At 33.2% G+C, this 13,058-nt stretch carries 10 protein-coding genes; 5 read left to right on the top strand and 5 right to left on the bottom strand.

The features are described from left to right. Positions 1 to 9 precede the first annotated feature (9 nt). Positions 10 to 918 carry a sugar phosphate isomerase/epimerase family protein gene (locus ABID42_RS00260; RefSeq protein WP_367281973.1) on the top strand — a complete coding sequence of 303 codons (909 nt, stop codon included), beginning with the start codon at positions 10 to 12 and terminating at the stop codon, positions 916 to 918. Here ABID42_RS00260 and ABID42_RS00255 read toward each other — a convergent pair. Then, positions 915 to 1,472 carry a hypothetical protein gene (locus ABID42_RS00255; RefSeq protein ID WP_367281972.1) on the bottom strand — a complete coding sequence of 186 codons (558 nt, stop codon included), beginning with the start codon at positions 1,470 to 1,472 and terminating at the stop codon, positions 915 to 917. The two genes, ABID42_RS00260 and ABID42_RS00255, sit on opposite strands and share 4 nt — an antisense overlap. 311 nt (positions 1,473 to 1,783) lie before the next feature. Here ABID42_RS00255 and fbaA point away from each other — a divergent pair, with 311 nt between their 5' ends. Then, positions 1,784 to 2,866, top strand: coding sequence for a class II fructose-bisphosphate aldolase (gene fbaA, locus ABID42_RS00250; RefSeq protein WP_323254789.1), 1,083 nt, complete (start codon positions 1,784 to 1,786; stop codon positions 2,864 to 2,866). Between the two features lie 394 nt (positions 2,867 to 3,260). Next, the gene (rplS, locus tag ABID42_RS00245) at positions 3,261 to 3,620 is read left to right on the top strand and encodes a 50S ribosomal protein L19 (RefSeq protein ID WP_323254791.1); all 360 of its coding nucleotides are present in this window, start codon (positions 3,261 to 3,263) and stop codon (positions 3,618 to 3,620) included. A 71-nt stretch (positions 3,621 to 3,691) separates the two neighbouring features. Here rplS and ABID42_RS00240 read toward each other — a convergent pair whose 3' ends face one another. Next, positions 3,692 to 5,356, bottom strand: a complete 1,665-nt coding sequence (locus ABID42_RS00240) for a hypothetical protein (RefSeq protein WP_367281971.1) — start codon at positions 5,354 to 5,356, stop codon at positions 3,692 to 3,694. A gap of 207 nt (positions 5,357 to 5,563) precedes the next feature. After that, positions 5,564 to 6,637: a hypothetical protein gene (locus ABID42_RS00235; RefSeq protein ID WP_367281970.1), complete on the bottom strand. Its 1,074-nt coding sequence runs from the start codon at positions 6,635 to 6,637 to the stop codon at positions 5,564 to 5,566. 329 nt (positions 6,638 to 6,966) lie between these two features. On the opposite strand from ABID42_RS00235, the gene proS reads away from it, so the two are divergent. Continuing rightward, positions 6,967 to 8,445, top strand: a complete 1,479-nt coding sequence (gene proS, locus ABID42_RS00230) for a proline--tRNA ligase (protein WP_367281969.1) — start codon at positions 6,967 to 6,969, stop codon at positions 8,443 to 8,445. A 713-nt stretch (positions 8,446 to 9,158) separates the two neighbouring features. Here the strand turns inward: proS and ABID42_RS00225 are convergent. Together ABID42_RS00225 and ABID42_RS00220 are read right to left on the bottom strand one after the other, a co-directional pair. After that, positions 9,159 to 10,361 (bottom strand): helix-turn-helix domain-containing protein, encoded by a 1,203-nt coding sequence (locus tag ABID42_RS00225; protein WP_323254799.1) that lies wholly within the window; start codon positions 10,359 to 10,361, stop codon positions 9,159 to 9,161. A 200-nt stretch (positions 10,362 to 10,561) separates the two neighbouring features. Then, complete coding sequence (locus ABID42_RS00220; protein ID WP_323254801.1) at positions 10,562 to 11,785, bottom strand: helix-turn-helix domain-containing protein; 1,224 nt, start codon at positions 11,783 to 11,785, stop codon at positions 10,562 to 10,564. A gap of 404 nt (positions 11,786 to 12,189) precedes the next feature. Between ABID42_RS00220 and folP the strand changes: the two genes are divergently transcribed. After that, on the top strand, positions 12,190 to 13,023 hold the full coding sequence (folP, locus tag ABID42_RS00215) for a dihydropteroate synthase (protein ID WP_323254803.1): 834 nt from the start codon (positions 12,190 to 12,192) through the stop codon (positions 13,021 to 13,023). Positions 13,024 to 13,058: the final 35 nt, after the last annotated feature.

Raw genomic sequence — 13,058 nt, 5'->3', positions numbered from 1 at the left:
TCAAAAAAAATGACTCCAAACTCTCGTCGTACTTTTCTTAAAAATACTTTAGCTTTTGCCAGTTTGGCGATGCTTGAAACTTCTTTGGATTTCAAGAAAGTAAAACCTTTATTGTCATTTTCAACATTGGGCTGTCCCAATTGGTCGTTTGATACCATTCTGAAATATGCAGTAGAAAATGCTTATGATGGCATTGAAATTCGAGGAATTCAAAAGCAATTGGATTTAACAAAATGTCCAGAATTTTCTGCTTTAAATATTGCGACAACAAAAAAGAAGGTTGCTGATAACAAGCTAAAAATTGTGGATTTAGGTTCTTCCGCAGAATTACATCATGCCGATTTAAGTAAACGAAAAGCACAATTAGATGAAGCCAAACGATTTATTGATTTAGCAGCTAAGTTAGATTGCCCTTTTGTCAGAGTATTTCCCAACGATTTACCTAAAGACCAAAATGATGGAGAAACCTTAGATTTAATCATCAAAGGTTTACTAGAACTTGGTGATTATGCCAAAGGTTCATCAGTTTCAGTTTTGCTAGAATCTCATGGCAAAGTAATTCAAGCTGATACTTTGCTGAAAATCATGAAAGCTTCTGAACATCCAAATGTTGGAATGATTTGGGATATTTTTAACATGTGGTCGATTACGAAAGAAAGTCCAACTTTTGTCTATCAAAAACTCCATCCATATATCCGTCATACACATATTAAAGATGCTAATTTGGTCAACGGAAAAGAAGAATATGTACTTTTAGGGAGAGGCGAAACGCCCATTGCGGAGGCAATAAAGGTTTTATTCAAAGGTGGTTACAAAGGTTATTACAGTTTTGAATGGGAAAAGCTCTGGCATCCTGAAATCCAAGAGCCAGAAATCGCTATTCCAGATTTTCCAATGTCCATAAAAAAGTATTTTTAATGATGTAGTTTAGGGTTTTCGATATGATATAATTTCAAATAATGCTTTTTGTTAATTCTGTAAACAGGATGTTGTAATGTATTGATGATATAACTGACGCCAATTAGACCAGCGCTAATTACCACAATGGTAGAGTTTATCTTTACGGATGGCTTGCCAATTTGGTTCAAAACATCAAACGAAAATAGAAAAACGCCTGCTCCGCCCAAAGCACTTACACCTTTCATTCCTAGTATTTCTTTTTTTCCACCAGTATAAATCTTTTTTATATCCTTGAATTTTACTTCTTGAAGATCAAAAATAGAATGTTGGTTTTCGTAAGGAAAGTAAAAGAAGGAACTATCAGTCAATTCGATAATTTTCAATTGTTGCTTTTTCTTTTTAGAAAACGATTTGAAAGTAATATAACTACCTTCATGAAAATGTACATTTCTGGTTTTGCCAGTCATTTGTAAAGTGAGGCAACGAAGCACCTGCTTTTTATCAGAAAGTTTTTGGGAGAAAAGATTAGCGATTTCAAAAAATGTGCAAAAAAGTAAAAGAAAAATTTTCATAGTTGTGAGCAATTAATGTTTTGTTTGAGAACGAGCGGCGAGATATTGTATTTTTGAAATGATAAATATTAAGATTTTTTAACATTTGTTCATTGAGAATGAAGTACTTAATGGAAAACTATAAAAACGATATTTCATTTGTATATTTGTATTGATGCTATTCTATTGGTTTTGTAGAAAAGTTTGACAAAATGATTAAGAGCCAAATATTATTCTGTAAAACTTAATAAAGCCAATTAAAATAATTATTTTTGGGTTCTTTTATCCAAAAAATCAGTTGAAATAAGTTTTTAACAAGAAAAAATTAAACTATGTCAAGTTTATCTTCTCAAAAAGGCGTATTGCACGGAGATGCAGTGCAAGAGCTCTTCGAAATCGCTAAAAAGCACCAGTTTGCTTTACCAGCCGTAAACGTTACGGGAACAGATACAGTAAATGGCGTTTTAGAAGCAGCAAAAGCCGTAAATTCACCAGTAATTATTCAGTTCTCAAACGGAGGTGCTCAGTTTTACGCAGGTAAATCATTACCAAACGGAAAACAAGAAGCTTCAATTGCAGGTGCTATTTCAGGTGCTCACCACGTTCACCAATTAGCAGAAGTTTATGGTGTTCAAGTAATTTTACATACTGACCACTGTGCTAAGAAATTGTTACCTTGGTTAGACGGTTTGTTGGACGCTGGCGAGAAGTTTTATGCTTTACATGGTAAGCCATTGTTCTCTTCACACATGATTGACCTCTCTGAAGAACCAATCGAAGAAAACATTGAAATCTGTAAAACATATCTTGAGAGAATGGCTAAATTAGGCATGACTCTTGAAATTGAATTAGGTGTAACAGGTGGAGAAGAAGATGGTGTTGATAATTCAGACGTAGATTCTTCAAAATTATATACTCAGCCTTCTGAAGTAGCTTATGCTTATGAAGAATTGAGCAAAATCTCTCATCGTTTTACAATTGCTGCTGCTTTCGGAAACGTACACGGAGTTTATAAACCAGGTAACGTGAAATTGTCTCCAGTAATTCTTCATAATTCTCAAGAATTTGTGAAAGAAAAATATGGTTTAACTGCTGAGAAACCAATCAACTTTGTATTTCACGGTGGTTCAGGTTCTTCTCGTGAAGAAATCCGTGAGGCACTTTCTTATGGAGCAATCAAAATGAACATTGATACAGATTTACAATGGGCATTCTGGGAAGGTATTTTAGGATACTACAAAGCGAAAGAAGGTTATTTACAAGGACAAATCGGTAATCCAGAAGGAGAAGATTCACCAAACAAGAAATATTACGATCCACGTGTTTGGTTACGTAAAGGTGAAGATACTTTTGTAAGCCGTTTAAAATTAGCTTTTGAAGATTTGAATGCAGCTAATGCAAATCAATACTTATAGTAGTTTATGAGCTTAGAGTTCAAGGTTTATGAGTTTATAGTTCAGTAATTACAGTATAATTTTTAATTAGTTCAAAGATTATGAATAAAGCTGTATAAATTATTCTTCTGAATAGTTACACACTAAAATCATAAACCTTGTACTCATAAACTTTAAACTTAAAAAGAAGTCAGATTTCGTCACAATGAAATCTGACTTCTTTTTTTATGGATAATTTTTGAATCTCATTATGGATATTTAGAAAAATCTCCTTAACTTTGCACCCCAATTAAAGAGCAATTATGTGGCTGGGCAATCTGTATGAAGCAAGCAATTGTTTATCAGACCTTTAAAGTTACCGCTGGTTGTCTTTTGGATAAATTATTTAAGAATTTAACAGCAAAATAATCAAGAAATGAACGAGTTAATTAAATTCGTAGAAGCTGAAAATGCTGCACGCCGTGCAGAATTGCCCGAGTTTTCAGCAGGTGATACCATCAATGTTTACATTAAAATCCGTGAAGGAGCTAAAGAACGTATTCAGGTATTCCAAGGAACTGTAATCCAACGTCGTAACAGCGGTGCTGGTGAAATGTTTACAGTACGTAAAATTTCAAACGGTATCGGTGTTGAGAAAATCTTCCCTTTATTATCACCAAACATCGAGAAAATCGAAGTATTGCGTAAAGGTAAAGTACGTCGTGCAAGATTATTCTATCTACGTGGAAAACAAGGTAGAGCTGCAAAAGTTAGAGAATTGGTTAAGAAAAAATAATCATACTGATTTTTCAATAACAAAAAAGGTCGTTCAATTGAACGACCTTTTTTGTTGCTATCTTGAGAAGCTTAGAAAAATATTCCAAAGCTTACCACGCCTTTTAAATAGCTATTTTTGATAATGGCAGAACTAAAGCTATCAGTATTACTCAAAACGTAAGGATTAAATGCTTGGGTTGTTTCTGCATATAATCCAGTAAAATCAACATAAAAATCGCTGGTACGAAACCCGAGCCCTGTTGAAAAAATTAGCGTTGAACGATTGATAGCATTTGAACCTTGATCAAAATTAAATGAATATGGGCTAGGTTGGTAATTTACACCAGCTCTTAAACTTACCATACTCATTACTCTATATTCAGCACCTACTTTTAAATTGAAAACATTTTTTAAATCTCTTCGTAATTTTTGAGTATAATAGTCCAGGTCGTCAGCTAAGTATTGATCATTGGTTGTGGTACTCATTTTAGTACTTGTATAAGCTAAATATTCAACATCTGCTGAAATAAAACCTTTTTTAGCAAAGAAAATGGCCATACCAATGTTCGCTTTTAAAGGAGTTCTTAATTGATAATTATCGCTAAATGGTGTTGTTGTCAGCAAAGGGACATTCGTTAAATAGCGTGAACCATCTTTTTCCAGAATTCCGTACCCTGAACTTTTCAAACGATTAATAATTCCAACCGTTTCATTATCGGTTCCATTTGGCAATACGACTCCTAAGCCTGTTTTTCCCGCATTAGCGCTATTTACATCTGCTTTTAAACTTGAACTTAAGGTTTCGTCAATATCATACCATGTAGGTGTTGTGATGGATGCTCCAAAACGAATCGTTTCATTGGGTTTGATGATTGCTCCGAAAGTTAAGTTAATTCCACTACCACTTGTCGAATAAAATTTTGATTGAGTAAGCCCGTTGAAAGCAGTATTGTTAACATACTGTTCGCTGTATTGTGAGCGAGTTTCATATCTAAAACTTGGAATGCCTAATGAAAATCCAATATATGTTTTTTCGTTAGGCGTGCCACCATAAGCAATAGTCCATTGGCTTGAACGTCCTGTTGATTCAAATGAATATTTCTGGTCTGAAATAAAAGACTGTTCTGTTGCATGAAAGCTCTGTGGATTATTTTGGTCAGGACTAATTAAAAACGACCAATAGTACAGATTTCTCGTTAAATCAAAATTTGGTGTTTGTCCAACAGCATCAACAAAATCACCTACACCTAAATTATAATCACCAGCTTCTCTACTTACTTGTTGGGCAAAAGCATCGGTTATTGAGCTTATATTATTTCTGTCACCAAACTTAATATTGTTGTAGAAAGTATTTTGACGAGAGTAGTTAATCGACCATGACCCTCTCCAACCTTCTTTGTACTGAGGCTGACTTCCACCAAACACAACACCAATATTAGCAATGTTGAAATTACTTTCACTCGCTTTTGTATTAGTACTGATATAATTAGAATTATTAGAAGTATTTTGAAAAGCAGGAGTGAAGTTAAATTCGGAACGAGTATAAAAGCCTAAACCTGCTGGGTTTCCTGAGGCTGAACCAATGTCTGCCCCTAATGCAGCATGGTTTCCACCTAATGCCTGAAAACGTGCCGAACCTGTAGGAGCGGTTTGTCCGAATAATTTTGCTAAAGAGTCGAAATTATTGTCTTGTGCATTTGCCGATAAAATTGTAAAAATCGAAAATGCAGAAATTAGACGAATAGGGATTTTCATATCTAATAAATTTTAAGATGTTATTGCTTTATTGGATAAACAATTCAATCGAGATTAAGTAAAGTAATTTGTAAGATAAATATAAGACAGTCATAATTACAAATGCCCTCATTTCTTTTGAAGAATCTTTTCAAGAAAACGTTAAAAAGCCCCACAAAGTACATCTCTGTGAGGCTTATTGTGAATCATAAAAACTGAAACGATTTATTAACGTGGACCACGAGACCCGCCAGAACTCGACCCGCCACTACTGCTACCACCGCTAGAACTACCGCCACTTGAAGAACCTCCCCATGATGATGAGCTTGTTGTTCTACTAGCATTATTCGACGAAGAGTTATTGTTCGACCAGTTCCAAGAGCTATTATTAGTACTACGGTTAGTAGAAGTATTACTTCCAGACGAACTTGAAGAGTTGTAATTCGTAGCTCTTTGAGGGCGTGAATAATATCCATCGTTACTATTACTAGAATAACTTGAATTTGTTCTTGCACCTCTTTGGCTTCCAGAAGCACCATTGTTGTTATTAAAGTTACCGTTGTAAGACGACTGAGAGTAAGACTCACGAGTACGTTTTACAGGAGCTGTATAGCCAACATTTGAATAACCACTATTGGCACCTGTAACTACTGAGCCATAACCGTAATTGTTATAGACATAAGTATTTCCGTAGCCTCTGCCACCATAATAATTATATCCCCAAGGGTCGTAATAACCACTATAACCGAACGGACTATAAGCGAAAGAGTTATATCCCCAAGGACTATAGCCAAAGCCAGAATATAAACCATATCCCCAACGGCTACCACCCCATGCCCAAGAATCGTATGCGTAAGGTGAATAGTATGGGCTATAACCATAACCAAATGGACTCCAAGCACTATATCCGTATCCTAAACCAAATGTTATACCAGGGTTGTTATACCAATTATTCACACCATAGTTATTGTAATTGTTGTAATTACTATAAGGTGTTTGATTTTGGTAATAACTACGAGAATTCATCCAATTTTGAGAGTAATACTCATCAGTACTTTGGGTATTATTGTTACTGCCTCTATATTCAGGATTGCGATTTGCATATTCTTCTTCTGTTTCAGAATAATACAGGCTTTCTTTACTGAGTAATGAAGCAGGGCGAGCTTCACTAGCAGAAGCGTAGAGATCATCATAGACCCCTGAAGAAGACGATTTTGCGACTTGTTTTGAGGAGCTACATCCCCAAACAGCACTTATCAACACTAGGGCTGAAAAGAGTTTGATGGATTTTTGAATGTTCATGTCTTTATCGTTTAAGATTCTTGTTAATGATTTAGGTAGATGATTTTAGTACTAAATACTGGAAATCCAGACTAGAAACTAAAAACAAGAAACAATCAGCTTAATTTTTTGTGTCAAACTTACAACAAAAACTTATCTTTGCAACAAGTTAGCTACGTCATTAACAAAATTATTTCTTGGAAAGTTTCAATATAAAATATTGATAATGAGATTGTAATTGGCAAAATTAGCCATTTTATCCATGACAATTAATAAATTAATTACCCCTATTCAAGAACGTAAATAATGGCGAATAATTATTTATTTTTTCAATTACCAATTTATACGAAATGAGCAAAAGCCTACCAAAACGTAGCGAAAATTATTCTGAGTGGTATAACGAACTCGTGAAAAGGGCTGATTTAGCCGAAAACTCTGCTGTGCGTGGTTGCATGGTGATAAAACCTTATGGCTATTCAATCTGGGAAAAAATGCAACGTGCTTTAGACGATATGTTTAAAGAAACAGGACATACCAATGCCTACTTCCCTTTATTTGTCCCAAAAAGCTTGTTTGAGGCAGAAGAGAAAAATGCTGAAGGCTTCGCCAAAGAATGTGCCGTTGTAACTCACTATCGTTTAAAAAACAATCCTGATAAGCCTGGGAAATTGATGGTTGACCCTGAAGCTAAACTTGAGGAAGAACTAATCGTTCGTCCTACTAGTGAAGCGATTATCTGGAGTACTTATAAAAACTGGATTCAGTCTTATCGTGATTTACCTTTATTAATTAACCAGTGGGCAAACGTTGTTCGTTGGGAAATGCGTACTCGCTTATTCCTTCGTACCGCTGAATTTCTTTGGCAAGAAGGTCACACAGCACATGCTACTCGTGAAGAAGCAATTGCAGAAACTGAGCAAATGCTTCACGTTTATGCTACTTTTGCAGAAGAATTTATGGCTGTGCCAGTAATTCGTGGAAAGAAAACGGCTAATGAACGCTTTGCAGGTGCTGATGATACTTATTGTATCGAGGCAATGATGCAAGATGGTAAAGCATTACAAGCAGGGACTTCGCACTTTTTAGGGCAAAATTTTGCAAAAGCATTTGATGTGAAATTTGTGACTAAAGAAAACAAGCAAGATTATGTTTGGGGTACTTCATGGGGCGTTTCTACTCGTTTGATGGGCGCTTTAATTATGGCGCACTCAGATGATGAAGGTTTAGTACTTCCGCCAAAATTAGCACCAATTCAAGTAGTGATTGTGCCAATTTTTAAAGGAGATGAACAATTGAATTTAATTTCTGAAACCGTTCTTCCAATCGTAAAGGAGTTAAAGAAAAGAGGCATCTCTGTTAAATTTGATAATTCAGACAAACAGTCTCCCGGTTTTAAATTTGCTGAATATGAATTGAAAGGTGTGCCTATAAGATTAGCCATCGGAGCAAGAGATTTAGCCAATGGTACCGTAGAAGTAGCTCGTAGAGATACAAAAGAGAAAAAAACTTATGCTATCAGCGACATCGTTGAAACTGTAAGTAGCCTTCTTGAAGCTATTCAGACTAATATCTATCAAAGAGCTTTAAACTTTAGAACAGAGAATACACATCAAGTAGATACTTGGGACGAGTTTACTAAGATTTTGGAAGAGAATCCGGGATTTATTTCAGCACACTGGGATGGAACACCTGAAACTGAAGAGAAAATCAAAGAGCTAACGAAAGCCACTATTCGTTGCATTCCTTTAGATGTTGTGGAGGAAGAAGGTAAATGTATCTTGACAGGTAATCCTTCGTCTAAGAGAGTAATCTTTGCAAAATCATATTGAGATAACTTTCGCTTTAAAATAATTAGCCCTCAGTTTTCAAGAAAGCTGAGGGCTTTTTTCTTAGACGGATTGTTCTTGTCTTGTAGAATAAAATAACTTTAATGACTTATCTGATGTAGCGCTTGCTTAGATTTTAGGTGTTTTTTACGTTTCTCTTGGTTAATTGAAAGCCTTTGGTGTGAAATGGTTCTTAGCATTCCCACCTTTATTTTAACTTTCAACGCAATCGTTTCTGACTTGAAAGTGTTCTTCCCTCTCAAGAGTTCCTCAGTTATTTTAATCGCTAGGATTTCAACTGCTTCGATATCTAAAGTGGTTATAGTGCTTAACATCGACGTAAAAAATCTTTATATGATAAGATGTAACTTACAGATAATACTTTAAACAAGGGATAATCGAACTGTGTATGAGTTTGGGTATGTTAGTAATATAATTCTGAATTTTTGATTTTGCTTATTGTAATCGTTTAAACGACTATTGTAATTAACATTTGATAAATCTTGATATGCAAATATTGGAGGAAAGAGTGTCAAAATATCAACGACAGAAGTGTGTTTTAGTAGTATTTTAGAAAATAGAACCAATTTTCCGCTTTTTTGGAAGGGATTTGGAGCTTTTTTTTGAAAAAACGGAGAATATTGAAAATATGTTCAATATTTTTTTCTCTTTTTAAAAGAGTGGATAGAATTATAATGAGTGTTGAAAAAACTAAGTTATTGCTTTAATTCTTCTAAAAATTCGATAGGAGTCTTTCCCGTGTGTAATCTGAATACTCTATAAAAATTACTTTTTGTAGAAAAGCCAGCTTCATGATATAATTGATCAATGGTATATTTTTTTAAAATGCCATCTTTTAATAATTGAATGGCATAATTTATGCGCCACTCATTTTTATAATCAGAAAATTTTTTTGAAAGATGATAATTGAAGTAATAGCTAAGATGGTGAATCGGAATATTTAAGGATTCTGAAAGTTCGATAATAGTAAAGTTGTCGCTCAGATACGGTTTGTCATGCAAAAAATAATTTTCAATAATCGAGTTTATCTCGGCTAGTTTTCCATCCTCTAATTTAAAATTTGGTTTATTATTTTTCTCCGCTTTTACTTCAGTCAGTTTCTCCTCAATAAAAAGTTCTTCTCCTTCATCCGAAATTCCATATAATACTCTCGGGAAAAAGAAAATAGAAATGTTTAGCATGAAATAAACAAAAATAGCATAATCCATTAAATCATTGAAAAACAAACCTATATTTTTTGAAAGACTAAAATGATTACTAAACAACACTGTAAGCGTGGTTAAAGTAATTGTTAGTAAAACACTGAGGATTGAAAAAACCCATAGCCATTGAATGGTAGAAGTGAATATTATTTTTTGAAAAGAATGACTTTTTAAATGTTTATAAAGTAGATATAATTGTGCGATACTTAATGTTATATTTAGGATAGGCCTAAGTACAAAATAGAATTTAAAGTTTAAGAAGTAAGTAGGCGTATAAATGAAAATGTTATTAACATCTTCTAAAATCAACTTTGCAATATGATGTTTTTGCTCACTTGATGAAAATAATTGTGGAATAATATCAATAAAACATAAGATACCGGGCAAAACAATAAGTAAATCCCATTTATTGAAGCGTATTTTTTTCAAAAGCATGAATTTTACATACCAATAAGCAAAGGGACGAGTAAGTAACGATATTGGTAAGATTATGCCATAGAAAAGTGAAATCAAAAATTCATTTTTATTTTTTAGAGTGCTAAGATAATACAAAGCAAAAATCCCCATCGTGAGAAAATGAAGGGATAAAAATATATTAGCTTTGTTTTTACTCTTTAAATATGGGAAGCTAAAAATAGCCACGATTATGCCTATAATATACACAATCCTGACAATTTCATTTTTTAAATATTCCATGAAATACATTTGCTGTTCTCTGATTCTATTTACTGCAATTGAGAGAAATCACATTAAACATATTGATATATTTTAATATTTACTAATAATATTTTAAGATTAGTAAATGCTTTTTTAGCAAAACAACACTTAAACTCTTCTATATGAAGTGTTTAGTACTGGTTCTGTAAGATTAATTTTAAGGCTTGATGAAGTGTGTGTTAGGAGTTAATTTCTTCTAAAAATTCAATCGGTGTTTTACCCGTATGTAGTCGGAATACTCTATAAAAATTACTTTTCGTAGAAAAACCAGCTTCTTGATAAAGCTGTTCTATCGTGTATTTTTTTAAAATTCCTTCTTTTAATAGTTGGATGGCATAATTTACTCGCCATTCATTTTTATAATCTGAGAATTTTTTTGAAAGATAATAGTTAAAAAAGTAACTAAGGTGATGAATGGGAATATTTAACGATTCTGAGAGTTTATTAATACTGAAGCTATCATCCAAATAAGGTTTCTCCTGAACGAAATAATTTTGAATCATTACTTCTATTTCTGATAATCTTGCTTCTTCTATTTTGAATGAGGCTTTTACATAGTCATCCGATTTATTGTGAGCTACTATTATTTCAGGATAATTATTTAACCTTTCTTCTTCTGATTCATGATATAAACCATAAAGTATTTTGGGAAACAAAAATACAGAAATGTTTAAACACAAGAATAAGAAATTAGTCATATTTGCCAGTACTACAGCATTACCATAATCAATTTTAATAGAATGATTTAAACTGTTGATTGAAATAGACAGTAATGACAGAACCAAAGTAATCATTAAACCAATCAATGAAAAAGTCCATAACCAACGATAAGTAGTTGGAAAATTAACTTTATGATTAGGGTTATTTCTAAAATGTTTATAAAGCATAATCACTTCTGCAATAGAAACGCTTAGGCTGAAAAATGGTCTGAAATTAAAATGAAATTGAGGTGTACCGAAATAGGTTACTGGATATTTGAATATATTATTTTGGTCTGCAATAATTAACTGAGCAATTTTTAATTTATAATCAAAAGACGTAAGTAAATAAGGAGCAATATCAAAAATATATAATACCGAAGGTAATATAAGCAGGTAGTCCCAATCCTTGAATTCAATTTTTTTACTAATCATCGAACGCACATACCAGAACGAAAGAGGACGAAATAGATATACCAAAGGTGCTGTTGTGGCATAAAGCGCAGCAACAATATTAGGATTACCGTTATTGATTAAATTATAATGAAGTAATGCGTAAATAGCAGAAACCAGAAAATACGATGATAGAAATAGGTTGGATCTATTTTTACTTTTTAAATATGGAAAAGTAATCAGCGCAATGATAATACCAATTGCTGAAAGATTTTTACATATTTCATTTATAAAATAGTCGAGGTAATACATAAAAAAGGAAAGAGATTGTCAGCCTAAGATGAACACATGTTAAATGTTCGTTTGTTATAATAGTAATACTTTAACTTTTAAAAGTTAAATGCTAAATTATCGTAATTGGTTCTATATAACAAGGAATACTTTTAATTTCAGCTTTCCTGTAATATTTATTGAGTATATACTACTAATTCTTGCTATGTAAAAAAGATTTTTGTCTATTTTTTGACTTTACTTTGCATAGAACATCCTGTAATAATTGGCTAAATTGAACAATAAAATGATTTTTTGAACCCCTTGTGTCAAATTCACGCAAGATAAAAGTGTCTTTTTCGGCTTAGTATTTTAGAAACAAGCATGACGCTACAATTTTATTTATCTTTGAAGGCTTAAATCCTTAAATAATTCAATAAAAATATATGAATATCAATTGTAGTGGTCAACTTGTTGATTTGTCTGTACCCAAAATCATGGGTATTCTAAATATTACTCCCGATTCATTTTATGCTAATAGTCGTTATGATGATTTGTCGAAAGTATTGATTCAAGTTGAAAAAATGCTTTCTGCAGGAGCTACTTTTTTAGATATTGGTGGACATTCGACTAGACCAGGCGCTAGACCAGTAGATGGAGATGAAGAATTATCAAGAGTAATTCCTGTGGTTGAAAGTATTTTAAAACGTTTTCCAGAAGCTTTAATTTCTATTGATACTTTTCGTTCGGAAGTGGCTTCAAGATGTGTAGAAGCTGGTGCAATTATGGTAAATGACGTTTCAGGCGGATTATTAGACGATAAAATGTTTGAAACTGTAGCCAGTTTAAATGTACCTTATGTATTGATGCACAGCAGAGGTACTCCTGAAACCATGCAGCAAATGACGGATTATGATGATTTAGTCGTAGATGTTCTGGACGATTTACAACAAAAAGTGGCTCAATTACGCCAATTCGGTCAAAAAGATATTATTGTTGATTTAGGTTTTGGTTTTGCTAAAACAGCCGACCAAAATTATATTCTATTAAATCATTTAAGAGATTTTGAAGTAATGAATTGCCCGATGTTGGTAGGAGTATCCAGAAAATCAATGATTTGGAGAAAGCTTAACATTACAGCCAATGAAGCTCTTAATGCTACTACTGTTTTGAACACGATAGCTTTAATGAAAGGAGCGAACATTTTACGTGTTCATGATGTTGCGGAAGCGATTGAGGCTGTGAAATTGGTTGATTTTTTGACGGTAGGAGAGAAGTAGTATTTAGGTTGAACGAATAAGAATTATCCGTTCAA

The sequence above is a fragment of the Arcicella rosea genome (assembly GCF_040543805.1).
GTDB lineage: Bacteria > Bacteroidota > Bacteroidia > Cytophagales > Spirosomataceae > Arcicella > Arcicella rosea.
This window is presented reverse-complemented; position numbering and strand designations above follow the sequence as displayed.

Coding starts and splice junctions, on each gene's coding strand:
- proS (WP_367281969.1), top strand. CDS start 6,967: ATGAGCAAAAGCCTACCAAAACGTAGCGAAAATTATTCTGAGTGGTAT.
- ABID42_RS00235 (WP_367281970.1), bottom strand. CDS start 6,637: ATGAACATTCAAAAATCCATCAAACTCTTTTCAGCCCTAGTGTTGATA.
- ABID42_RS00240 (WP_367281971.1), bottom strand. CDS start 5,356: ATGAAAATCCCTATTCGTCTAATTTCTGCATTTTCGATTTTTACAATT.
- ABID42_RS00225 (WP_323254799.1), bottom strand. CDS start 10,361: ATGGAATATTTAAAAAATGAAATTGTCAGGATTGTGTATATTATAGGC.
- ABID42_RS00260 (WP_367281973.1), top strand. CDS start 10: ATGACTCCAAACTCTCGTCGTACTTTTCTTAAAAATACTTTAGCTTTT.
- ABID42_RS00220 (WP_323254801.1), bottom strand. CDS start 11,785: ATGTATTACCTCGACTATTTTATAAATGAAATATGTAAAAATCTTTCA.
- ABID42_RS00255 (WP_367281972.1), bottom strand. CDS start 1,472: ATGAAAATTTTTCTTTTACTTTTTTGCACATTTTTTGAAATCGCTAAT.
- fbaA (WP_323254789.1), top strand. CDS start 1,784: ATGTCAAGTTTATCTTCTCAAAAAGGCGTATTGCACGGAGATGCAGTG.
- rplS (WP_323254791.1), top strand. CDS start 3,261: ATGAACGAGTTAATTAAATTCGTAGAAGCTGAAAATGCTGCACGCCGT.
- folP (WP_323254803.1), top strand. CDS start 12,190: ATGAATATCAATTGTAGTGGTCAACTTGTTGATTTGTCTGTACCCAAA.